Source organism: Pseudomonas sp. KBW05 (assembly GCF_003852405.1).
Taxonomy (GTDB): domain Bacteria; phylum Pseudomonadota; class Gammaproteobacteria; order Pseudomonadales; family Pseudomonadaceae; genus Aquipseudomonas.
The window spans coordinates 166,064-189,716 of the sequence record NZ_QAJM01000010.1; the positions used below are offsets into that span (position 1 = coordinate 166,064).

Consider the following 23,653-nt stretch of genomic DNA (forward strand, 5'->3'; position numbering starts at 1 on the left):
TGGCGAGGGAGCTTGCTCCCGTTGGACTGCGCAGCAGTCCCAGGCTTTGAACAAAGAGTAGGGGCCGCTTCGCGGCCCAGCGGGAGCAAGCTCCCTCGCCACAGGTACAGAGTTCGCCTTGGGCTGACTGGCATGAAGGTCTGTCCCCTCCCACACTTTAGATCCGTGCTGGCTGTCAGGGTCGTGGCTCAGGCTACCCGGTTTTGCTCCAGCGCCATACGCTCCAGACTTTTAGTGCCTCGGAGATAACCACTAATACGGCCAGCCACACCGGGTTGTAGCTGGGGACGAACTGGGCACCTACTAGCAACAACGAAACAGAGGGGACAATAAAAGCCAGTCGCATGGGGGTTTGCACATAAACAACCCACTTCACCGTTTCACGACCGAAAAAGAACAACAGACAAGAAATGACTATGGAAATTTGCAACAACATGGCGAAGCCGAATAGGTAAAGCTGCACAACGTTATGTTCACGCAGCAGCCATAAAGCACTTTCGACATCGCTTAAGTAGGGGACCCTTCCCCCTATTGCACTGTTCAGGGCATATCGGGCTAGAAACAAGGCATCCATAGCCCCCCAAAACCAAAAGACCTGCTTGCGTGTCATTGCCCTGCGTCCTTGTATTCGTAGGCCACATCTGGCGTCACTGGCTGCCAGTGCCACGATTTACCGCCTACCTGCCAGTTGTCATCACCCTCCAGATAACGCTGTTTTATATGCCGCAACTCCCCATATCGACGCTCGACAGACCGTTGGATAAGCTGCTCATCGCGACCATCAAGCCTTATCCATCGCTGGGTCATGACCCTGGTGGTGTTCGCAAAGTCCTTCCCATCCGATAAAAACAACCGTCCCTCATCGCCCGCGGAAACCAGCCGATTGGCTGCAAGAATCGCAGTGTTTTTCACGCCGTCATAATCGATGCTGACCTTCTCCCATTTACCTGGCCCGACATAGAGTCGGCGGCCCATAAGATGGCCGTACTTGACGCGACACTCTCGGCTTAATGAGAGAAAGGGACGTTCCATCACAAACAACCATTCACCCTCTGCCAGTTTTTCCAGAACGCGCCGCTGATCTTTTTCTGCGACACCGCACACTGGAGAAATATTGCACTCCCTCAGCAGCTCGCACAGCCCAGGCAACGTATAGGGGGCACGGAAGAACGCCCTCACTTCTATCCTGGAAAAATAAGGACTTTCGATTTTCGTGAGGTCATATTTTTCAATGTCGGCACGTGGGATCAGACGCTTCATGATGTGTCCAGAAAGGGAAGTCAGCGCCTGTTAATAGCGGGCTCCTCACACTGGCCACCATCGTCCACTTCCCCTTAGTCGATAGGAGATTTCCCAAGTTCACACAGAGCCCGTCCCGCCTCCTCCTCGATAAACTCAAACACCTCCTCCGCCACGCTGTACTGAAACTGCTTTCTGCGGTGCCTGGAAACCTTGCCCTCGTTATCCAGGCACATCATCACCAGCTTCGACAAATCACTGCCACGCACGTCAAAACGCTGATTGACCGCCTTGATCACGCGGTCATAACGGTCGAGAAATTCGGTTTCTTCACGCAACTCCACTTCGAGGGCGCGGTGGGCCATTTTCAGGGTGAATTCGACGCAGCGGGTGGCGTCCCAATAGCGGTAGATCGAGGGGTGGCCGATGAAGTCGAAGGCCATTTGCTCGCCGTCCAGCCAGGTGACGTTCCAGAAGTCTCGTGTCGGCTGGGAGAAGGCTTTTAGCGCCTCCAGATAGGCAGGCTCTTCGTGTTTCATCGCCACGGAAACCGGCAACAGCAAGCCGTTTTCCAAGGCGCCGTAGTGGCACAGCGTTTGGTGGATCAGGAAGCGCGACAGTCGCCCATTGCCGTCCATGAAGGGATGCAAAAATACAAAACCAAACGCGGTAACGGCCGCAGCGACGAGAGGATCAACCTCCCGCACAGGCTGATTGGCAAAGGCCATCAACTCTTCCATCAGCTCGTGACACAACTCAGGCGCCGGCGGCACGTAGCTGACACCCGCCGCGCCGCGCAGGCCGTTGTGCAGATGATTTTGTTCGTGGCGAAATGCGGCGGCTTTATCGAAGGGATTGAAGACGGTGCTGTTTTGCAGTTCGACCAGATAATCCTCAGTCAGCAAGCGGCCTTCGTGGGCCTGGCGTAGCAACTGAACGAAGCGACGGGATTTTTCTTCGCTGGGCTGCTCTTTTTCGATGGCGAACGAGTCGCGGGTCTCATGGAGGTAAGCCCACTGGGTCGCGCGGTCCATCATTTCGGGTGGCAGGGTGGCCATGAAGACTTTGGCGCGGCGCAACACGTCAAGCGCCAGCAACGCATCCAACTCGGGCGTTCGCTCCACGGTCGCGCAGTAATGCAAAGAGCCCAGGCCATTGAAATCGATTCGCCAACGGCTATTGCGGATGCTCGGGCCGGTTACATACCGGGCGGGATCGAATAAGGCTACGACGCGCCCCCGAACAGGCGCCGCGTAATCGAGCGTCTGCCCCGTTAAGGCTTCCCATAAAAAACAGGCTTTTCGGATAAACGCCCCATTCGGAGCGGCTGCCAGCCCAGCCAGAAGCGGCTCTGGGCCAAGCTTTTCAAATACCTGGGCGAGTACGGCGAGGTTGACGCCTTCATGCTTGAGCGCGAACAGCACATGGTCAAACAAGGCGTGTTGCGCAGGCGCGACAGCAGGAGGGACAGCAAGGCAGTTGCCGATCAAGGTGATTCTGGTTACGGGCTTGATCATCGCGACACGATTGGGTGCGATGACTTTTAAATCCAGTGCCTCACAGAGATGGGCATATCCGACTGTGGCCAAGGTGAGCGTCCCAGGAAAAGATTCACTGAACCGATTAAAGCCCAGATTTTTTTACCGCTCACCATTTTTTTTTACATAAGCGCATTTTGTCGGATATTTTTTTACACCCCACGCCCCTTACGCAACAACACATCCAACTCATCCACCACCTCAGCCCAATCCGCGTCCTTGCGTTTTTCTTCACGCAAAAATGCACTTTGGCTGGGTGTCCAGAAAAACGCATCGGCCAATTCCAACTCCGGTTTGAGCGGCGAATGAACGGCCACAAACTGGTCAATGCTGACCGGGTCATCCGGCAGGCCAAGTTGCTTGAACAATGCAGGCAGGTCGTGCACAGGCGGTTCCATGGTGAGTCCCTGATCAATGAAAGTCAGACCGAGTCTAGCGGCAACCCTCGGGTTGCGCTGACGCGACGTTGCACAACACAAACAAACGCGCCCGCGCACCGCCGCCGTCCTGGCGACTGAGTTCGCGCCAGCCTTCTGGCAAGGGCGCAAAGTCGTCCGGAGCCTCGTTGCTGCTGATCAGCCACACGCGGCGGGTCTCGGCGGGCAATGCCGACAGACGGTCAAGGTAGATACGCCCGCCGTCCTGGTCCACCAGGGTGCCGAAGCCATAGGCGTTGGGCCGGGTGGGCGTGCCGTCAGGCTTGGGTGGGGTGTAGAGCTGCAATTGCGCGTCGGTCTGGTCGTAATACACGTAGCTCAGGTACCACATCATGTCGCTGAGGACGATGCGGTCGTCTTCCTGATAATTGCGGTTGACGAATTCCACGGGCACGTTGAACTGGTCGTGTTCATCAACAGTGAAGTTGTTCTTCAACCCCACCAGTTCTACCCCGACAAACAGCACGAACAACGCCGCCCCCAGCCAGGCCAGGCGCGACGGCAGGCGGTCGATGGCCAGGGCCACGAGGATCGGCAAGCCCAAGGCATACACCGTGAGGTAGCGCTCGATAAACACCGGGGAAACAAACGACACGCCGTACACCAGCAGCAGCGGCACCAGCAAAAACAGGGCCAGTAGGCTGGCCGGCCGATAGTGCTCGCGGTCGCGCCAGACGGTGACGCCAACAATGCCCGCCAACAGCATCGGGAAGGCCCAAAACAGCGGCGCCCAGAAGCCAACGCCCTCATCCTGCAGCACGAACTGCCAGATCATCGATGGCAGGGACAGCAGGCCAACCGGGTCTTCCCAGCCAATGTCGCCGCCCACTTTGAGTTGTTCGACGTGCTGCACCAGGTCCAGCAGGTTTGGCAGCCAAGGCAGGTACAGCAACACGATCACGCTGTTGCTCAACCACCAGGCCGGGCGCGCCAGTAGACGCTGGCCGCGCGGCTGGGTACGCCACAGCACGCCCAGGTAGGCCCAATGCACCAGCACACACAGCGCGGTGAAGTAATGGGTATAGAAACCGGCGCTCATCAACACAACATACATCGCCAGATAACGCGTGCGCTCGGGGTTGCGTACCCAGTACACCAGCGCCAACGTCGCGCCCAGCAGCCACACGGCAAGCAGCGAATACATGCGCACTTCCTGGCTGTAGCGCACCGCCGTCGGCAGCAGCGCCAACAATACTCCCGCCAGCACCGCAGCGCGCCGGGTGGACAGTTGCCGCGTCAGCCAGATACCCAGGCCCACGGCGACTACGCCGGGGATCGCACTCATGCTGCGAATGGACCCGATGCTGTCGCCGAACAGCTCGATCCAGCCGCGCAAGATCAAGAAATACAGCGGCGGATGCACATCGTGGGCCGCGTGAAACCACAGGTCACCCACCGCGTACTCACTGAGCAGCAGGCTGGACCCCTCGTCGCCCCAGATCGCCGCGGCCGTCAGTTGATAAAACCGCACCGCCATGGCCAACGCCACTATCGGCACCCACCACAGGCGGCTGATCCAGCCGGCGCGCTCCCACGTGAGGCGACTATAGGCGGGCAACGCCGCGACCTTTTCGTTTTGCTCTACCACAGACCGACGCACCTCGATTCCCCTGCCACTGCGCAAACACCGCCACTCTAGGACAAAAGCCCGCAGCTCGCTGCTGGTATCGGACAAATCAATGATTTGCGTAGGCCTTCACCGAAGCTTTTGTGAGATCAGGCTATGATTGCCTCCCTCCAAGGACTCAGGATCAAGGACACGTCATGCGCATCGGTTTACTGTCACCTCTGGCACTGGCTCTGTTGGCCAGCACTTCCCTGCCGGCACTGGCCAGCTCCGACGACTCTTGCTACCCCGATTGGCGGGTCTCGCGTGACAGCCTCGACACGTGCAACAACCTGCCTTTCCTGAGCCCGGGCAACGACAGCCGCGTCAACCTGCGCCTGTTGCTGGCCGACAAAAAAACCGTGGCGCTGACGCCCAACGCCTTGAACGAAGATGACCTGGCCCAGGGTTTTGGCCCCGTGCCATTTGCGGTGTATCGCCTGACCCCGGTCGGCAGCGGCGAGACGCAACCCGACTCCGACGATTCCCCCACCGCCGAACTCGACACCCTGCTGGAACCCCTGGGCATCAAGCGCGAAGAGTACAAAACCGCCGGTGAAGCCTTCCTCAACGGCGAAGGCAGCCGCTGCCGCAGCAACGACGATGACAGCGCCACCGCGTTTATCCGCCAAGTGGTCAAGGCCGACATGCCAGCGGCCGAGCGCCAGCTTCTGGCGCAATCCCGCCTGCAACTGCTGGGCGCCTGCACCTGGGATGGCCCGGTCATCGCCGACCCGCAGCAGATCCAGTCCAGCGACGGCCAGCTGTTTCGCACGTACCTGCAAGCTGCCGCCGACTTCTACAGCGGCCGTTTTGCCGAGGCCGAACGTGGCTTCTCGGCGCTCGCCAGCGCCAGCTCGCCATGGCTGAAGGAAACCGCGCTGTACATGACCGCCCGCACCGCGCTGAACCAGGCCCAGGCCAACACCTACGATGAATACGGTGTGCCCAACCTCGAGCGTGTGGATAAGTCTGCGCTGGCCGCTGCCGAGCAGGGTTTTGGCAACTACCTGAAAACTTATCCACAGGGCGCCTACACCGCTTCTGCCCGTGGTCTGCTGCGGCGTGTTTATTGGCTGGCGGACGACAACGTCAAGCTCGCCGACGCCTACGCCTGGGGGCTGACCCAAGCCACCGAGGCGCAGCGCAATGTGTCGGTGGATGAACTGGTGGAAGAAGCCGACGTGAAGCTGCTGTCGGTGACCGGCGGGCCGATCGACACGCCGATGATTCAACTGGTCAGCGACCTGATGCGGATGCGCGCCCACAACCCGCCGACACTGACCCGCGACGACCTCGCCCAGCGCAAAGCCGTGTTTGCCAATGAGCCCGCATTGTACGACTACCTGCTCGCGGCGTACGCGCTGTACGTCGAGCATCAACCCGACAGCGCCTTGCAGCACCTGCCCAAGGACGTGCCGTCGAGCCTGGATTATTTCGCCTTCAGCCAACAGACCCTGCGCGCACTGGCGCTGGAAGATAAAAAGGACTGGAAGGCCGCCGAGACCCTGTGGCTGCAACTGCTGCCGCTGGCCAAACAACCGCTGCAACGCGACCAGTTGGAGCTGGCCCTGGCCCTGCACTACGAGCGCAGCGGCCAATTGGCGAAGGTGTTTGCCGCCGACTCGCCGATCAGCGCCAAGCAGGTGCGCTACATCTTGCTGCGCAACGTCGCCGGGCCTGACTTGCTGCGCCAACAACTCGCCCAGGCCAGCGACCCGCTGGAACGCGAGACCGCACAATTTGTGCTGCTCTACAAAAACCTGCTGCGCGGCCAGTTCGCCAGCTTCGCCGAAGACCTCAAGCAACTGCCGACGCCGGCCCCCGAGGACAAGCTCGGCACCAGCCTGGGCTACGTCTACAACGCCAGCCAGACCTTGCGGTTGTTCCAGTGGAACGGCGACAAAGCCGAATCCGGCTACGCCTGCCCCAGCATCGCGCAAACCGCCGCGACCTTGCAGGCCGACGCAAAAAACCCACAGGGCTTGAACTGCCTCGGTGAGTTCATCCTGCGTAACAACCTCGACGGCATGCCACTGGAACAGGCCCGCGCCGCCGGCAGCCTGGGCAGCAGCGCGTCGGACTTCAAGGGCGAAACCTTCTCGCGCCTGGACGGCTACAAACAGGTGATCGGCGACGCCAAGGCGCCGAAGAACGACAAGGCCTACGCGCTGTTTCGGGCGGTCAACTGCTACGCACCGGCCGGCTACAACAGCTGCGGCGGCCAGGACGTGACACCGGCGGTGCGCAAAGCCTGGTTCCGCCAGCTCAAAAGCAGTTTCGCCGACACCCAGTGGGGCAAATCGGCGCAGTACTACTGGTGAAGCACCTATGGCTCGGCTTGCTGCTCCTCGCAAGCCCGGTGTTCGGCGCGGTGGACGCCCGCGACTACGACGCCTTCTGGCTGTGGAGCGGCGTCGCGCCCCAGCCAGTCCTCAAACAGGCCAACACCCTGTACATCCTCCAGGGCCAGATCAACTCCACCCGCCGCGCGCCCCAACGCGGCGTGCAGCTCATCGCCCAGGGCATCGGCATACCACGCCTGACCCACGGCGACATCTGGGTGGTCTACCGCGCCCACACCCTGCACTGGCCCGAGGCGGTCTACAGCCAAGTGCTGGGCCAGGTGCAACGCTGGCGCGACGCCGGTAACCCCGTGGTCGGTATCCAGATCGACTTCGACGCCCGCACCCAATACCTGCACGAATATGCTGATTTTCTGCGCCACCTGCGCCAACGCCTGCCGGCCGATTTGCGCCTGAGTATCACCGGCCTGATGGACTGGAGCAGCAACGCCGACCCGGCTGCTATCGCCCAACTCAAAGGCGTGGTGGATGAAGTGGTGGTGCAGACCTATCAAGGGCGCCACAGCATTGCGGACTACGCGGCGTATTTGCCCAGGATGAATCGCATGGGGCTGCCGTTCAAGGTGGGACTGATTCAGGGTGGGGTGTGGGAGGAGCCGGAGTATTTGAAGGGGAGTGAGTGGTTTCGGGGGTATGTGGTGTTTTTGCAGAATCGTTGAAGGCTTAGCGAACGCCAGTGCCTACAAACACTGGCGTGGAGCGTCACGCTAGGGGTGATACCACTCAGGCGGTTGCAGCGTCCAGGCAAAGGTCAAGCCAAACACTCCCATTCCGATGAGTATCCAGAGCCCATTCGCCCAGGTAAGTCGGCCGTTTGCATCACCGTCGGCGTCATCCTCGGCGAGATTGACCGCGTGCTGGATCTGAACCGCCAAGGCGGCGTCGAGGATCAACAGGCAGAAGCTGAGCTTCAGCGCCGTCATGGGTTCAACCAGCCAAGTGATTGCCTGCGGTAGCAGCGCGCTCGCCGTCAGCGCGAGGGCCAGGCACCTAGGCCACCAGCGGTGGCGCGCGTCAGTCAACGCAAGTTTTTGCCTGATTTTCATCGCCAGTGAATAGTAGAAAAACACCGCAAACAGACCACGCGCCCATGGCCAAATTCGAGCACCACTTGCCTGGCGGTAATTGGCCCAATGCTTGTAGCTCCAATAAACGAGGTACAGACCTTGGGACAACACAACCATGAGCACCAATTTGCGCGATGAAACCACAAAAAACGTGGGCTGAGGCACAGCCGGATGACGTAGATTGGCACGCGGGGGAGCGTAGGGATTATCGATAAACATTGAATCACGTCCTTGATTGGGGCCTGAAGGCTAATGCCCAAAACCGGCAATGCCTTCTGTGCCCACAAAATCAAGAACGCTCCTACGAAGGATTACTTACCAGTCGTACGTCAAACTCGACACCGCCGTACGCCCTTCGCCGTAGTAGCAATCCAGATCACTGGTGCACTGCGACACGTAGGTTTTGTTGGTGAGGTTCTGCACGTTCAGCGCCAGTTTCACGCCCTTGAGTTTCAGCGGCGAACGGCTCAGGTCGTAGCTCAGGCTGGCGTCGTAAACGCTGTACGACGGCACGCTGAAAGCACCCTCGTAGTAATCGCCCAGGCTTTGCCGCGCGTAACGCACGCCCAGGCCTGCGCCGAGGCCGGCCAGCGGGGTGTCGCCGACCACGGTGTAATTGACCCACATCGAAGCGGTGAGCGGCGAGATGCCAGCCGGGTGGCGACCTTGGCGGCCCTCTTCATCCTTGGTGTACTTGATGTCGTTGCGCGCGGCCGAGGCGATGATGTCCCAGGCGTCGCTGAGGACAGCCTTGGCTTCCAGCTCCACGCCGCGTGAGCGCATGGCGCCGCTCTGGGTGCTGTAGGTGTCGCCGGGTTTGGTGTTGATCACGTTTTCCTGGTCAAGCTGGTAGACCGACGCCTGCACGAAGCTCTTCTGGCCCGGTGGCTGGTACTTCACGCCGACTTCATATTGCTTGCCAGTAGAGGGGTCGAAGGGCTTGTGATCGGCATTGGTGCCGGTCAGCGGCAGGAAGGATTCGGAGTAGCTGACAAACGGCGCCAGGCCGTTATCGAACAGGTACACCAAACCCGCGCGGCCAGTGAAGGCTTCGTCCTTGCTGGCGAAGCGGGTGCCCTGCATCGGCTCCTTGTTGACCACGCTGGCCCAGTCATAACGGCCGCCGAGCACCAGCGCCCATTTGTCCCATTTGATCTGGTCCTGCACATACAGGCCGGTCTGGCTCAGGGTGCGGTCCCAGCGGTACGGCTGGCGGTAGTCGATGCGCTGGCCGTAGACCGGCTTGAACAGGTCGATCGCCGGCGCTGTACGGTCGTACAGGCCGTGGAACAGCGAGCCGGAATGGTAGTAATCCAGGCCGAAAATCATCGTATGGGCCAGCGCGCCGGTGTCGAATTCAGCCTGGGCGATGCTGTCGACGCCAAACACTTTGTTGTTCTGCGCCCAGTCCACCGCGTAGCGTTGCAGGTAGCGTTGGTCCTGCACACCGGTGGCCGGGTTGGCGATGAAGGCGTAGCCGTGCAACGGCGCGGTATAGCGGCCGTCGACCTCGGCGTAGCGGGCGTTTTGCTTGAGCGTCCAGGTGTCGTTGAGGCGATGGGAAACCTCGTAGCCCAGCACGTACTGCTCGCGGTTGTACTGGTTGACGCCCGGCTCGCCAATAAACAGGTCGCGCTTGATCTTGCCGTTGGGGTTCGCCCACAACGTGCCGGACGCCGGCAGGCCTTGGGCTTCGGGCACACCTTTGTCTTTCTGGTACTGGGCGAACAGGGTCACGCTGGTGTCATCGTTGGGCCGCCAGGTGAGGCTGGGGGCGATGAACTGGCGTTTGTTTTCGACGTAGTTGATTTCGTCCTGGCCGTCGCTGAACAAGCCCGTCAGGCGATAGAGAAACTGCCCTTGTTCATCCAGTGGGCCGCCGAGGTCGATGGCCGCGCTTTTGTGCTCGTAGGTGCCGGCTTCCAGCACCACTTGATGCACCGGGGTTTCGCTGGGGCGTTTGCTGACCATATTGACGATGCCGCCCGGCTGGTTCTGCCCGTACAACACCGAGGCCGGGCCCTTGAGCACTTCGATACGCTCCAGGGAATACGGCTCGATCTGCAACGCACCGCCCGTGCTGCCGCCGCCGTAAGGCAGGTGCAAACCATCAAGGTACAGCGGCGTCGGCGAGAAGCCGCGCGAGGTCGGTTCGTCGAACAATTTGACCCGGTCGGCAAAGCCGCCAGCCGCCATGCCCGGCGTGTAGAGCAACGCCTGGGTGACACTCTGCGCACCGCGCGCCTTGATCTCGGCGGCGCTGATCACGTTGATGGTCTGGGGAATTTCCACCAGCGCCGAGTCGGTCTTGCTCCCCGAGGCGCTGCGTGTGGCGACGATGCCGTCCACCGGGCCCCAAGCGCTTTCCTGGGCCTGCTCGCCGCTGATCTGGGTGGCGCCCAATTGCAACGGGCCGCCGCCGGAAATCGCCTGCAATGACCAACCGCCCTGGGCCTGCACCGCCACCAACCCACTGCCGGCCAGCAAGCGCTCCAACCCGGCACCCACCGCGTAACGCCCTTGCAGGCCGGCGCTGCGCTTGCCCTCGGTGAGCGAAGCGTCCACCGAGAGCAAAATCCCCGAGGCGCTGGCGAAGCGGTTCAACGCCTGGTCGAGGTTGCCCGCCGGGATGTTATAGGCGCGTTGCGTTTCGGCGCTTTCGGCGGCTTGCACCAGGCTCGGCGCCAGGGGCACCGTCGCCAGCAGGCCGACAAACAAGCCACGGCGCAGGGCGCGGGCCAAGGGTTGGATCTGGTGGTGCGGCATTGCAGGACTCCCCGTGAGATCGCTTCTTGATTGGCTTTCAAGAGGTATCCCGAGCGGCCTGCAGAAACCGACAAGTGCTTTGTAAAAAATTTTTTTCAGACCCGCGCCTTGATCGTCACCCAGTAGCGCGTGACCGCCTGCACCTGCACCGGCAGCGAGCGCTGCAGCGCGGCGAGGATGGCGTCCGTGTCGTCCAGCGGAAACACGCCGGTCAGCAACAGCCCGGACACCGCCTGATCACAGCGCAGCAACCCGGGACGATAGCGGCTCAGTTGCGCGACGAACTCACCCAGCGGCTGGCGCTCGGCGATCAGGCGGTGCTCGGTCCAACTACTGCTATTGGCATCCACCGCCGTCAGCGCCGAGCTTTGCCGGGGGTTGAACCACAGGCTGTCGCCAGCCTTCATCTGCACCGCCGCGCCGTGCAGCGGGGTTATGCGCAAGCGGCCTTCGTACAGATCGACGCGGCTGCCGTCGGCCAATTCGCGCACGGCAAAACGGGTGCCCAGCGCCTGCACATCACCGGCCGGGGTTTCGACGATCAGCGGGCGCGAAGGGTCGTGGCCGCTGGTCAACAAAATCTCGCCACGGATCAGGCGGATGCGCCGTTCGCTGGCGCTGAAGCGCAGGTCCACCGCGCTGTCGCTGTTGAGGTCCAGGCGCGTGCCGTCGCTGAGGGTGACATGACGGATTTCACCGGTGGCGGTGCGATGCTCGGCGAACGCCGCTTGCCAGGGTTCGCTGCGCTGCACCAGGTAGCTGCTGCCGCCGGCCAGCAACAACAGGCCGAGCAGCTTGAGGGCAGCGCGGCGCTGGGGGTCCGGGGTGTCGCGCAACACCGCGCGAGCACTGTCGGCGGGCACGCCGCCGAGGGTTTGTTGCAAGTGCTGCAAGCGTTGCCAGGCGCGGCGGTGCTCCGGGTCGGCGGCCTGCCACTGGGCAAACGCCTGGCGTTGCTCAACCTGCAGGTCGCCGCCCCATTGCAGCATCAGCCATTCGCTGGCTTGCTCGACAACGGCCGGGGCGATGGGCGCGTCGTGTCTCATTCGGCGTAGGCCACTTGGTAGCAGGCGACGATGGCGCGGGTCATGTACTTCTGCACCGAGCTGAGGCTCACCCCCAGGCGCTCGGCGATCTGCGCGTAGCTCAGGCCTTCGAACTGCGACAGCAGGAAGGCACGGCGCACGTTGTCGGGCATGCGGTCGAGCATGGCGTCGATCTGCATCAGGGTTTCGAGGATCAGCGCGCGGGTTTCCAGGGACGGCGACTCCGGCTCCGGCAGGTGCGCGATGCTGTCCAGGTACGCGCGCTCGATGCGCAGGCGCCGCCATTGGTCGATCACCAGGTTGCGGGCGATCTGCACCAGGTAGCTGCGGCTTTCCTTGTCACCGGGAAAGCGCCCCGACACCAGCAGGCGCAGGAAGGTGTCCTGGGCCACGTCGGCGGCGTGCTCACGGTCGCCCAGGCGTTTGCGCAGCCAGCCTTGCAGCCAACCGTGATGGTCGCGGTACAGGAGGTGAAGCTGTTGCTGGCCGTCAGTCGCGCTGTCCATGAAAAAGCTCAGATACACTATTGAGAGCAATTATCATTACAGTTTATTTCGCGACTGACAAAAACTCTTTGTACTTAACGCCCGGCGGTGTGCAGCGGATACACCGATTCCCAGCCACCGCCCAACGCTTTGTACAGGCCAACCATGGCCAGGGACACGCCGGTGGAGCTTTCCACCCACTGCTCTTGCGTGGCCAGCAGCGCGCCTTGCACGGTGAGGACGTTGACGAAGTCCACCACGCCTTCGACGTACTGGTGTTGCGCCGTGACCAGCGCGATCTGGTTCTGCCGCACCGCTTCGGCCAGGCTGTCGCGGCGTAGTTGGCTGGCGTTGTAGCGGGTCAGCTGGTCGTCGATCTCATGCCAGGCGCGCAGCACGGTTTGCTGGTACGCCAGCGCCGCTTCCTGTTGCTGGGCTTCGCGCAGGTTCAACATGCCTTCGAGGCGCCCGCCATTGAACAGCGGCAGGCTGAACTGCGGGCCAAAGGCAAAGGCGCGTGAGCCCCACGAGCCGAAATCCGCCAATTGCATGGCCTGGGAACCCAGGCTGCCGGACAAGGTGATGCGCGGGTAGAAATCGCCCTTGGCCACGCCAATATTCGCGGTGGCCGCGTGCAAGCGCGCTTCGGCCTGACGGATATCCGGGCGCCGTTCGGCCAGCTCCGACGGCAGGCCAATGGCGACCTGGCGCTGGGTTTGCGGCACGCCGGCGTCTTTGGACAGTTGCGCGTGCAGCGCTTGCGGCGGCTCGCCCATCAGCAGGCTCAGGGCGTTGATCAGTTGGTCCTGGCGCTGCTGCAAATCCGGCAGGCGCGCTTCGATGGTCGCGACTTGGGCGGCGGCTTCGGCCACGTCCAGGTCGGTCGCCACGCCGTCGGCCAGACGCAGTTGCGAGAGCTTGAGGCTGTGGCGCGCCACGTCGAGGTTTTGCTCGGTGACGGCGCGGGTGTTTTGCACGCCGCGCAGTTGGATGTAGTCCTGGGCGGTTTCAGCGAGCACCGCGAGCAGCACCGCGCGGCGGTCGTTTTCGGCGACTTGCAAGGTGGCATCGGCGGCTTCGGTTTCGCGTTTGACGCGGCCCCAGAAATCCAGCTCCCAGGATGCCGAGAAGCCCGCATCCCACTGGTTGAACGCGGCACGGCCGTTCTCGCCGGATGGGTCGCTCAAGCCTTTGCCGCTGTTGCGCTTGCGCTGGTAAGCACCTGTCGCATCGACGTTGGGGTAACGCTCGGCGGTGGTTACCTGGCGCACCGCGCGGCTTTGTTGCAGGCGACTGCTGGCGAGTTTCAGGTCGAGGTTGTCGGTGAGCGCTCGACGGGTCAGGGCCGAGAGCTGCGCGTCGTGGAACACGTCCCACCAACGTTCTTGCAACGGATCGCTGACGGCGCGGCTGGCGGCCTGGCGACCTTGGGGCGCGCTCCATTGCGTGGCTGACGCGCTCTGGGGTTTGTGGAAATCCGGGCCGACGGTGCAGGCGCTCAGGCTGATAAGGCTCAAGGTGAGCCAGGCGACTCGTTTCATTGCTGGGCCACCTCACGCTGCTGCGCCACCGGTTGCGTATCGACGCTGGCTTCCACCGACATGCCGACGCGCAGGCGTTCGGTCAGCGCCTGGCCCGGCTCCAGCACGATCTTCACCGGAATGCGCTGCACCACCTTGGTGAAGTTGCCGGTGGCGTTGTCCGGCTTGACCGCAGCAAACGTCACCCCGGTCGCCGGCGCGAGGCTTTCCAGATGGCCGTTGAGCAACTCGCCATCGAGGCTATCGACGCGCACTTGCACGGCTTGGCCGGCGTGCATATGGGAGAGCTGGGTTTCCTGGAAATTGGCCACCACGTAGGCCTCGGCCAACGGCACCACCGCGAGGATCTTGCTGCCCGGCGTCACATAGGCGCCGACGCGCACCGCACGCTCGCCGACCATGCCGTCCACCGGCGCAACGATGCGCGTGTACGACAGTTGATAGCTGGCCATTTCCAGCGCGGCCTGGGCGCGTTTGAGTCCGCCTTCGGCGGCATCGCGCTGGGCGCTGAGGATTTCCACCTGCTTGCGTTCGGCCGCGAGCACCGCCGTGGCGTTGGCCAGGCGCGCGGTGGCCTGGTCGATGCGGGTCTTGGCCTGCTGGGCGTTCTGCACAGTGCCCGCACCGACACCGGCGAGGTGGTTGTAGCGGTTCAGTTCGTGTTCGGCGAAGGCCATTTCGGCGCGGTCGGCGGCGACGGTGGCCTGGGCCTGGGCGATCACCGAGCTTTGGCGCTCCAGGGTGGCGCTGGCGTTTTTCAGTTGGGCGCGGGCGACCAGGGTATCGGCGTCGGCGGCTTGGGCGGCGGCACGAAAGTCGCGGTCGTCGATCAGCGCCAGCAGTTGCCCAGCCTTGACGCGCTGGTTGTCCTCGACCAGCACTTCCTTGATAAAGCCGGCCACACGCGGCGCCACCAGGGTGAAGTCGGCGGCGACGAAGGCGTCGTTGGTGGTCTGGCGCTTGCTGCCGAGCACGCCCGGTGCAACCAGGTACACCAGCATGCCGACGGCAAATACGGCGATAACGGTGACGGCAATTTTGTCTTTGCGTTTCATGAACAGTCCTTTAATCAAGTCGGTGCGCGCGGCGGAAAGATCCGCGTGGGCATCCAGAAAATCAGCAGGATCAACGCCACCGCGACCGCGGCCATGACGTAATACAGATCCGAAGAAGTCAGCACCACGGCCTGCTCGTGCAGGCGGTGCGCCAGGCCCGGCGCGTCGCCGTCGGCCAGGGGCGAATTGCCCAGGCGGTCCACCAACATGGTCGAGTGGAAGTGCAGGCGCTGGGTGGTCAGCGTGTCGATCACGCCAGTGGCGATCACGGCGGCCAGGCCTTTGACGGTGTTGAACCAGGCCGAGGCGAACGGCCCGTCGGTGGGTTGGATGCTGCCGGTGGAGAGCATCAGCAACGGCAACACCGCCATCGGCTGCCCGAAGATTTGCAGCAGGTACAGGCCGTAGAAATCGTCGCGAATCCATTCAGACGTGAGATGCGCACTGCCCACGCAGCACAGCACCAGCATGCCCAGCCCGATGCCCAGCACCCAGCGACAATCGACCCAACGCAAGTTGCACAACGCCGCTACCAGCGGCAGCGCGATCAATTGCGGCAGCGCCATCAGCAGCATCACCGGCGCGGTTTGCAGTGGGCGATAGCCTTGCACCTGAGCGAGAAAACTCGACGGGATGATAATCACCGAGGTCAGCACCATCAGCACGCCGGCCAACACGATCAGGGCAAACGCCAGGTTGCGCAGGCCGAGCATTTGCAGCTTGAAGAACGGCATCGGGTGCGACCATTCATTCATCATGAACAGCACCAGCAAAACCGTACCGCCGCTGAGCAGGAAGGTGATCAGCCCCGACTCGAACCAGTCCAGGCGATTGCCTTGGAGGATGCCGATCACCAGCATGCAGATCGCCGGGAACCCCAGCAGCAGGCCGCGCCAGTTGAATTGCTTGAAGCGCTCCAGGCGCAGTGGGTCTTGCGGCAGGCCGTAGGCCACGGCGGCCATCGCCAATAGGCACGGCGCGACGATCTGCCAGAACGCCCATTGCCAGCCGACGTATTCGGTCCACAACGCCGCCAACGGCGTGCCGAGGCTCGGGCCGAAGGTGGCGGTGAGCGCGTAGCCGGCCAGGCCGTACAGCTTGACGTTGGCCGGCAGGAAACGCAGCGCCACGGTCATCAGCATCGGCGGCAGCGCGCCACCGGCCAGGCCTTGCACGGTGCGCAGCAGCAACAGGCTTTCATAATTCGGCGCGAACGGACACAGGATGCCCAACAAGGTGAACAGGCCAATGGCGCACAGGGTGAAGCGGCGCAGGGAAAACGTCACCGAACACCAGGGTGCAAACGCCATGGCCGCGACGGAGGTGGCGGTGTAGGCAGCGACCAGCCAGGTGCCTTCATCAAAGCCGATGTACAGCGCGCCACGGATGTCGGCGAGGGCGACCTTGGTGACCATCTCGTTGAGGCCGGACACCAGCACCGCCAGCAACACGCCGACCAGGCCGATGATGATGCGCGGGCCGAAGACGGGCGGGCTGATGGCGATGGGTTTGGCTGCGGCCTGGAGTGCGGGGGCAGCGAGGGAAGTCATGAACGGATAACTCGGAATGGGAAATACCCGAGCAGTTTAATCAGGCACACACATGACAAAAAGTTACATGTCGGAAGCTTATAAGTGCACCAGACGCAATCCTAAACCCCAACATGAATTCCTGTTGGAATGGGCTTGTGTGGGAGCGGGCTTGCTCGCGAAAGCGGAGTGTCAGTCAGCACATGTATGACTGATCCACCGCCTTCGCGAGCAAGCCCGCTCCCACATTTAGGCCGGTTGGGCTTCTAGCCACGTGGCGTGGCAGCTTTCGCGCATCGTCTCGCGCAGCCACCTATGTGCCGGGTCTTTGTCGAAGCGCGGGTGCCAGGATTGCGCCAACACCAGCGTCGGCAGGGAGATCGGCAGGGCAAACGCGCGCAGTGGCAACTTGAGGCGGTTGGCGCTGTAGAGCGCTTCCTTGGGCACCGGCAGGATCAGGTCGGAGTCGGGCAGCATGAACATCGCGCCATGAAACCCCGGTGCGATCATCGCCACGCGGCGCTCCAGGCCTTGGGCGTTCAACGCGGTATCAATCGGCCCTCGGGCAATGCCGCGCCGCGAGATGCTGATGTGGGAATAGCTGGCAAAGCGCGCGGCGGTGATGTCGTCATCAAACAGGGGGTGGTCTTCCCGCGCCAGGCCGACAAAGGTGGTGGAAAACAGGTTCTGCACCTTCACCTCCGGGCTGCTGGGCATGGTGTTGCTCACCCGCAGGTCCAGGCGTCCTTCGCGCAGCGCTTCGTCGTCGGTGTCGCCTTCGGGCACGAAGCACAGCTCGCACAGCGGGGCCATGCGCTCCATGGTGTCAAACAGGCGGCCGCCGTACACGCCGATGAAAAAGTCATTGGCGCGCACGCTGAAACGACGGCGCAAGGTGCTCAGGTCTACCTGGTCCGCCGAGCGAAACACCAGCGCCGCCTGCTCCACCACGTTGCGCACCTGGGCTTGCAGTTGCAACGCCTTGGGCGTCGGCACCAGGCCGCGACCAGCACGCACCAGGATCGGGTCGCCCACCGCCTCGCGAATCCGCGTGAGGGTGCGGCTCATGGCCGCCGGGCTGAGGTTCATGCGGCGCGCGGCGCCGACGACGCTGCCCTCGTCGAGCAAGGCGTCGAGGGCGACCAGCAGGTTCATGTCCGGTAGTTGCATGCCAAGCACTCGTGATTCGTGGGGAGTGAATTGCGCGCAATCGTAGCAGGCTTTACAGGTAGCGCCGCAGGTTGCGGGGCAGGTATTTGGCGTAGGTGGCTGTGGGATTCGCCTGACACTTTTTCACGATCTCCGGTAGGGCGTTTTCCAACTCGTCGGCCTGGACCAGGCTTTCGTTGTAGTCGCTTTTACCGCTTAACGCCGGGAACATTACCGCGACACGGGTGATGGCAAAGCTCTTCATCTGGATGAGCGGACGGGAGGGATGATCGCGCCGGAACTGGACAACTTCTTCGTTCAACGCGCTGCAGGATTGATAGGTCGTTTGAGTGAAGGTCAGCTGTTCGGATTCCTTCCTCGGCGGCTCCGGCGTGAAAATCATGTCGTTCTGCGCCTCCAGCACGGCCAGCCGCTCGGCCGTCACCGTCCAGGGTTTGAAGCGCCACTGCTGCGCGCCCTCCACCGCCGCTACGCCGAACTCGGGGCGGGTGGCAGAGAGCGCTTTTACATCGCTGACCGAACCGTCGTTGTGGATGTTCAGGCTGATGCGCGCATGCCCCTGGGTATTGGTCAACGATGCGGGATAAACCGGTTTGGGCATGGACACGGCTTCGGGCACAAACTCCGCCAACGCCGAGGTCGATAACAACAAGGCCGCCGCCAAGACAAAAAAGCGCATGTTCGTAAATCCTTTTACCAGAGCCGCTCGACGCCATCGTAGCGTCGCAATCGGCCGGCATTATCGGGTTCACGGCGGGCAAAGAGCAATCATTCCTGTTTAGCGCTGCATGCCCCATCGCTTCACGGTGAGGCGCTCGAAGGTGTCAAACACCAGGTTCTCCACCAACAGGCCGATCAGGATCACTACGGCCAACCCGGCAAATACCTTGTCGGTGTACAGCTCATTGCGGTTCTGGAAAATGTACCAACCCAGGCCGCCCTTGCCGCTGGTTGCACCAAACACCAGCTCGGCGGCGATCAGGGTGCGCCAGGCGAACGCCCAGCCAATCTTGAGGCCGGCGAGGATCGACGGCAGCGCAGCCGGGATCAGGATGAACAGCACAAAGCGCATGCCCTTGAGGCCGTAGTTGCGACCGGCCATGCGCAGGGTTTCGGACACGCCAAGAAACCCCGAATAGGTGTTAAGCGCCAGCGCCCATAACACCGAATGCACCAGCACGAAGATCAGGCTGTTCTGCCCCAGGCCAAACCACAACAGCGCCAGCGGCAGCAGCGCAATCGCTGGCAGCGGGTTGAACATCGAAGTGAGGGTGCTGAGCAAGTCTTGGCCCAATTGGGTCGAGACCGCCAGGGTGGTCAGGGCAAACGCCAGCACGATGCCGATCAGGTAGCCCTTGAGCAGCACTACCAGCGAGATGCTCACCTTGCTCAACAACTCGCCGCTGAGCAGGCCGTCGTAGAGCGCAGCAAAGGTCTGCAAGAAGCTCGGCAGCAGCAGGTCGTTGTTCTGGTAGCGCGCGACAGCTTCCCACAGGATCGCCAGCACGATCAGGATCAACCCCTTGCGCAGCCAGCCTTGTTGCCACAGGCGTTGACGCAGGGGCAGCTCGCGTTCCACGGGGACGCTGAGCAGGGGTTCGAGGTGTATCTCGTATTCTTGCCGCACAGGTTGCTCCTTAGTAAGCGATGCGAATATCGGCGAAGCCCAGCGCCTGCTCGGCCTCGGGCGCTTCATCGAACAACAGGCGATGAATCCGCCGCGCCGACGCCTGGAATTCCACACCGCCCAGACTGTGCAGGTCGTATTGATGGCTGTGGATTTCTGCGCGCACACGCCCCGGATGGGGCGACAGCAACAGGATGCGATTGCCCACCACCAGCGCTTCTTCGATGGAGTGGGTGACGAACAGCAGGGTAAAACGCACTTCTTCCCAGAGCAGCAGCAACTCTTCCTGCATCTTGCGTCGGGTCAGGGCGTCGAGGGCGGCGAAGGGCTCGTCCATCAACAGGATTTTCGGCTGCATGGCCAGCGCGCGAGCAATCGCCACACGAGCTTTCATGCCGCCGGAAAGGGTATGCGGGTAAGCATCGGCGAAAGCACTCAGGCCGACTTTTTCCAGGTAGTACAGCGCACGCTCTTCAGCTTCACGACGCTTCAAGGTTTTGGACGCCAGCAGCGGGAACATCACGTTCTGCTTGACGGTTTTCCACGGCGGCAACTGGTCGAATTCCTGGAACACCACGATGCGGTCCGGGCCGGGTTGCTCGACCTTTTGCCCGAGCAGGCGGATCTGGCCTTCGCAGGGTTTGATAAACCCGGCGATGGACTTGAGCAAGGTGGATTTGCCGCAACCCGAAGGGCCGAGCAGCACGTAGCGGTCGGCCGGGTCGATCTCGAAACTGACCTGGTGGGTGGCCCGCACCACGCGTTCGGGGGTGCGGTATTCCAGGCTGACGTTATCCACCGCCAGCAACGGGGCGACGGTGTGCAGGTTGCTGGCCGCGTGGCCTTGCAAGGGCGCGTTCATCTCAACTTCCTTGCAGCGGCTTGGCGTCCTGGAAGAAGTAGTCCTTCCACGATTCAGGCTTGTTCTTGATGGCGCCGACGCGGTAGAGGAATTCCGCCAGCGGGTAGGTATTTTTCGGCGTGATGCTGAATTCGAACTGCGGGTTGTCGATGATTTTCAGCAACTCGGCGCGGTCGATCTTGGCCTTGGTCACGCGGATGTAAGTGTCGGCAGCCGCGCCTTTATCGTTCTGGGCGAACTGCGCGGCTTCGGTCAGGGCGTCGATGAAGGCCTTGTAGGTTTTCGGGTTGTCGTTGCGGAATTTCTCGGTGGCAAACAACACGGTCGGCGAGTTCGGGCCGAACAGGTCATAGGTGTTCAGCACCACATGCACGTTGGGGTTGGCCAGGGCCTGGTCCTGGAACGGCGGGTTGGAGAAGTGCCCGGTCAACTCAGTACCGCCGGCGATCAGTGCGGCCGTGGCATCGGGGTGCGGGACGGCGACAGTGTACTTGTCGAGGCGGTTGAATTCCTTGTCGCCCCACTGCTTGGCGGCGGCGTATTGCAGGAAGCGCGACTGCACTGAAACGCCTACCGCCGGCACGGCGATGCGGTCTTTTTCGGTGAAATCGGCGATGGTCTTGACCTTGGGATTGTTGCTCACCAGGTAGTAGGGGAAGTTGCCCAAGGACGCGACCGCCTTGACGTTCTGCTTGCCGTGGGTGCGGTCCCAGATGGTCAGCAGCGGGCCGGTGCCGGCGCCGGCAATGTCGATGGAACCGGACAGCAACGCGTCGTTGACCGCTGCGCCGCCGGACAGTTGGGTCCAGTCCACCTTGATGTCGATGCCTTCCTGCTTGCCGTATTTCTCGATGAGGTTCTGGTCGCGCACCACGTTAAGCAGCAGGTAGACGATGCCGAACTGCTCGGCGATGCGAATCTCGCCTTCGGCCTGCGCGGCCGTCGGTGCAACAAGACTGCCGGCCAGCAGGCTGACACCCAGGCCGACAGTCGCGGCCAGCCGTGCGAATGGAATTCTCTTGGACATGGTCATGCTCCGAATCAGAAAGGCGCGTCGCCCTGGATGGTGGTGCGAAAGAGTTTGCGGCGCAGGTGGCTCGGGCAACCGGCGGCCAGGTGGATCAGTGAGCGGTTGTCCCAAAACACCAGGTCGTGGGGCTGCCATTGGTGGCGGTAGATGTTGTGCGGCAACACGCTGTGGGCGTAGAGCTGGGCCAGCAGGTCGCGGCTTTCGTCTTCCGGCAGGCCGACAATGCGGGTGGTGAAACCTTCACTGACGAACAGCGCCTGGCGGCCGTTTTCCGGGTGGGTACGTACGATGGGGTGGACCACTTCAGCGACCTGGGCCAGTTGCTCGGGGGTCAACGTTGGGCGCCAGTTGCCTTCGAATTTGGTCTCGCTGTAACGCGCCGTGTAGGAATGCGCGGCGCGGCGACCTTCGACGGCTTTGCGCAGGTGCTCGGGGAGTTGGTCCCAGGCTTTGTGCATGTCGGCGAACAAGGTGTCGCCGCCTTCGGACGGCAGCTCCTGGGCGTGCAGCATCGAGCCCAGGCTCGGCAGCTCTTTATAGGACAGGTCCGAATGCCAGAACTTGCCCGCGTCCCCCAGGCCGATGGATTGGCCGTTTTCGATGATGTTGGAGACGATCAGGATTTCCGGGTGGTTGGCCAGCAGGAACTGCTTGAGCACATGGATTTGCAACACGCCGAATCGGCGGCTGAAAGCGATCTGTTGCTCGGGAGTAATACGTTGGTCGCGGAACACCACCACATGGTGATCCAGGTGCGCGCGGTGGATGCGCGCGAAATCCTCGTCGTTGACCGGTCGGGACAAGTCCAGGCCGATGATCTCGGCGCCGACACTGCCGGGCAGCGGGCGAATCTCAAAGCGTTGGGCGGTAGAAGTCACTGTTGGAAGAGTAGAGGTGGCGGACATGAGGTCACTCCCGGTCAGACAGGAGAGTGACTTTATAGATATAAGAACCGCACTTTAAATACCGTTAGAGAATATACATATACGGGAAAGTAGCGCCGCAACCTATGCCGTACGGCGGTTAAGGCATAAACAAGGGCGACGAAGCGCTCAGTTCATAGCACTATGACAGTGACGTGTAAGACGCTGGAAAAGCCCGATGTGGGCGCCTTGAGCCAGGTGTTTAACCGCTTACAAGCGGCAATTCTTGCCCGTTTGACAAGCCGAAGGGCAGCCTCTAGTGTTCTTTGGATCCAATTGGCGCCACCCCATTTTCATAAGGAGGACAGCGTAGTCGTGACGCAGAAGCCGAACCCCTTGAGTAGCATCCGAGTCAGCGGGCCCATTCCCGCCCATCTTGCTCGCTCCGTGATTGAAGAAACCTTGCGCAATGCCATCCTCGATGGGCGATTGCCCTGTGGCACTGCCATGCGCCAGCAAGAGCTGGCCAGTCTGTTCGGGGTCAGCCGCATGCCCGTGCGCGAAGCCTTGCGCCAGCTCGAAGCCCAATCATTGCTGCATGTGGTGACCCACAAAGGTGCCGTGGTTGCACCCTTGATCGAAGACAATTCGGCGGAGACCTACGCCCTGCGCATGTTGCTGGAGTCCGAAGCGCTGCGCCTGTCGATTCCGCTGCTCACCGAGGCCGACATCGCCGAGGCGGACGCCTGTATCAGTGCCCTGGAGCGAGAAAAGGATTACTCCGAGATGGGCCGCCTCAATCGCCTGTTCCACATGGCGTTGTATGGTAAGGCTCCCAACCAGCGGTTGCTCACACTGGTTGAACACGGTTTGAACGAGGAAGAACGCTTCCTGCGCTTCAACCTTGAAGCGATGGGCCTGGGCGAGACGTCCCAGGAAGACCACCGTGAACTGCTGAACCTTGTAACGCAGAAGAAAGTCGATGAAAGCGTGCTGACGCTGCGCAATCACCTGACGCGCGGCATGGAGGTGATCACCACCTACCTGAACAGTCTTGAGGCTGCCAACATGAAAAATGCACGCTAGTGCACATCGGACATTGCGGGGTAACCGTCCAATCCAGGAAACCCCGCGCGATTATAAAACCTCTCAATTAAATAACGCACGCATACGCCAGGGAAACTTCCCACCTACAATTCTACAAGTTACGCACACAGTAACTTTTCGAAAAAACATCTAATACATTCATAAGCTCATCCAAACGTTTAACCAGCTTATTATCTTTTCAATAAACCCAATACTTCATTCGACTGCGCAAGCCCATACATTTGCAGGCACCGTGCGCATTTCGTTTAAGCATTGCGAGTTCCATTTCATCTGTAAAAGCCATTACGGCTGTCAGAGCAGTCGCCGCAACTCATAGGCA

At 61.7% G+C, this 23,653-nt stretch carries 21 protein-coding genes; 3 read left to right on the forward strand and 18 right to left on the reverse strand.

The features are described from left to right. Positions 1–193 precede the first annotated feature (193 nt). The 5 genes from DBR46_RS11510 to DBR46_RS11530 all read right to left on the reverse strand — a co-directional run bounded on the left by DBR46_RS11510 (position 194) and on the right by DBR46_RS11530 (position 4,814). On the reverse strand, positions 194–610 hold the full coding sequence (locus DBR46_RS11510; protein ID WP_124526277.1) for a hypothetical protein: 417 nt from the start codon (positions 608–610) through the stop codon (positions 194–196). Continuing rightward, on the reverse strand, positions 607–1,260 hold the full coding sequence (locus DBR46_RS11515; RefSeq protein ID WP_124526278.1) for a hypothetical protein: 654 nt from the start codon (positions 1,258–1,260) through the stop codon (positions 607–609). Before DBR46_RS11515 ends, DBR46_RS11510 begins: the two co-directional genes overlap by 4 nt. Before the next feature lie 74 nt (positions 1,261–1,334). Beyond that, on the reverse strand, positions 1,335–2,828 hold the full coding sequence (locus tag DBR46_RS11520; RefSeq protein ID WP_124526279.1) for a Fic family protein: 1,494 nt from the start codon (positions 2,826–2,828) through the stop codon (positions 1,335–1,337). 101 nt (positions 2,829–2,929) lie between these two features. Beyond that, positions 2,930–3,175 carry a DUF2789 domain-containing protein gene (locus DBR46_RS11525; protein ID WP_124526280.1) on the reverse strand — a complete coding sequence of 82 codons (246 nt, stop codon included), beginning with the start codon at positions 3,173–3,175 and terminating at the stop codon, positions 2,930–2,932. 34 nt (positions 3,176–3,209) lie between these two features. After that, positions 3,210–4,814 (reverse strand): glycosyltransferase family 39 protein, encoded by a 1,605-nt coding sequence (locus tag DBR46_RS11530; RefSeq protein ID WP_124526281.1) that lies wholly within the window; start codon positions 4,812–4,814, stop codon positions 3,210–3,212. 164 nt (positions 4,815–4,978) lie between these two features. Between DBR46_RS11530 and DBR46_RS11535 the strand changes: the two genes are divergently transcribed. Together DBR46_RS11535 and DBR46_RS11540 are read left to right on the forward strand one after the other, a co-directional pair. Continuing rightward, the gene (locus DBR46_RS11535; protein WP_124526282.1) at positions 4,979–7,144 is read left to right on the forward strand and encodes an outer membrane assembly lipoprotein YfiO; all 2,166 of its coding nucleotides are present in this window, start codon (positions 4,979–4,981) and stop codon (positions 7,142–7,144) included. Beyond that, on the forward strand, positions 7,141–7,845 hold the full coding sequence (locus tag DBR46_RS11540; RefSeq protein ID WP_124526283.1) for a DUF3142 domain-containing protein: 705 nt from the start codon (positions 7,141–7,143) through the stop codon (positions 7,843–7,845). The genes DBR46_RS11535 and DBR46_RS11540 overlap by 4 nt, the downstream gene beginning before the upstream one ends. Positions 7,846–7,893: 48 nt before the next feature. On the opposite strand, the gene DBR46_RS11545 is transcribed toward DBR46_RS11540, so the two are convergent. From DBR46_RS11545 to DBR46_RS11605, 13 genes are all read right to left on the reverse strand, one after another. Continuing rightward, the gene (locus DBR46_RS11545; protein WP_124526284.1) at positions 7,894–8,472 is read right to left on the reverse strand and encodes a hypothetical protein; all 579 of its coding nucleotides are present in this window, start codon (positions 8,470–8,472) and stop codon (positions 7,894–7,896) included. A gap of 96 nt (positions 8,473–8,568) precedes the next feature. Continuing rightward, positions 8,569–11,019 carry a TonB-dependent siderophore receptor gene (locus DBR46_RS11550; RefSeq protein ID WP_124526285.1) on the reverse strand — a complete coding sequence of 817 codons (2,451 nt, stop codon included), beginning with the start codon at positions 11,017–11,019 and terminating at the stop codon, positions 8,569–8,571. A gap of 95 nt (positions 11,020–11,114) precedes the next feature. Next, a complete protein-coding gene (locus tag DBR46_RS11555; protein ID WP_124526286.1) occupies positions 11,115–12,065 on the reverse strand; it encodes a FecR domain-containing protein in 951 nt (316 codons plus the stop codon). Further along, the gene (locus DBR46_RS11560; protein ID WP_124526287.1) at positions 12,062–12,571 is read right to left on the reverse strand and encodes a sigma-70 family RNA polymerase sigma factor; all 510 of its coding nucleotides are present in this window, start codon (positions 12,569–12,571) and stop codon (positions 12,062–12,064) included. The genes DBR46_RS11555 and DBR46_RS11560 overlap by 4 nt, the downstream gene beginning before the upstream one ends. A 74-nt stretch (positions 12,572–12,645) precedes the next feature. After that, positions 12,646–14,091 (reverse strand): efflux transporter outer membrane subunit, encoded by a 1,446-nt coding sequence (locus tag DBR46_RS11565; RefSeq protein WP_124526288.1) that lies wholly within the window; start codon positions 14,089–14,091, stop codon positions 12,646–12,648. Beyond that, positions 14,088–15,146, reverse strand: a complete 1,059-nt coding sequence (locus DBR46_RS11570) for an HlyD family secretion protein (protein ID WP_124526289.1) — start codon at positions 15,144–15,146, stop codon at positions 14,088–14,090. Before DBR46_RS11570 ends, DBR46_RS11565 begins: the two co-directional genes overlap by 4 nt. Positions 15,147–15,160: 14 nt before the next feature. Next, the gene (locus DBR46_RS11575; protein ID WP_124526290.1) at positions 15,161–16,696 is read right to left on the reverse strand and encodes an MFS transporter; all 1,536 of its coding nucleotides are present in this window, start codon (positions 16,694–16,696) and stop codon (positions 15,161–15,163) included. Positions 16,697–16,924: 228 nt separating this feature from the next. Further along, on the reverse strand, positions 16,925–17,845 hold the full coding sequence (locus DBR46_RS11580; RefSeq protein ID WP_124526291.1) for a LysR family transcriptional regulator: 921 nt from the start codon (positions 17,843–17,845) through the stop codon (positions 16,925–16,927). Between the two features lie 52 nt (positions 17,846–17,897). Next, positions 17,898–18,524, reverse strand: coding sequence for a TonB family protein (locus DBR46_RS11585; RefSeq protein WP_124526292.1), 627 nt, complete (start codon positions 18,522–18,524; stop codon positions 17,898–17,900). Positions 18,525–18,623: 99 nt separating this feature from the next. Next, the gene (locus DBR46_RS11590; protein WP_177414035.1) at positions 18,624–19,541 is read right to left on the reverse strand and encodes an ABC transporter permease; all 918 of its coding nucleotides are present in this window, start codon (positions 19,539–19,541) and stop codon (positions 18,624–18,626) included. Further along, on the reverse strand, positions 19,483–20,334 hold the full coding sequence (locus DBR46_RS11595) for an ABC transporter ATP-binding protein (RefSeq protein ID WP_124526294.1): 852 nt from the start codon (positions 20,332–20,334) through the stop codon (positions 19,483–19,485). Before DBR46_RS11595 ends, DBR46_RS11590 begins: the two co-directional genes overlap by 59 nt. 1 nt (position 20,335) lies before the next feature. Next, entirely contained in the window at positions 20,336–21,361 is a 1,026-nt protein-coding gene (locus DBR46_RS11600; RefSeq protein WP_124526295.1) for an ABC transporter substrate-binding protein, read from the reverse strand. 14 nt (positions 21,362–21,375) lie between these two features. Then, complete coding sequence (locus DBR46_RS11605; RefSeq protein WP_124526296.1) at positions 21,376–22,269, reverse strand: TauD/TfdA family dioxygenase; 894 nt, start codon at positions 22,267–22,269, stop codon at positions 21,376–21,378. A 333-nt stretch (positions 22,270–22,602) separates the two neighbouring features. Here DBR46_RS11605 and DBR46_RS11610 point away from each other — a divergent pair, with 333 nt between their 5' ends. Next, a complete protein-coding gene (locus DBR46_RS11610) occupies positions 22,603–23,313 on the forward strand; it encodes a GntR family transcriptional regulator (protein ID WP_124526297.1) in 711 nt (236 codons plus the stop codon). Positions 23,314–23,653 lie beyond the last annotated feature (340 nt).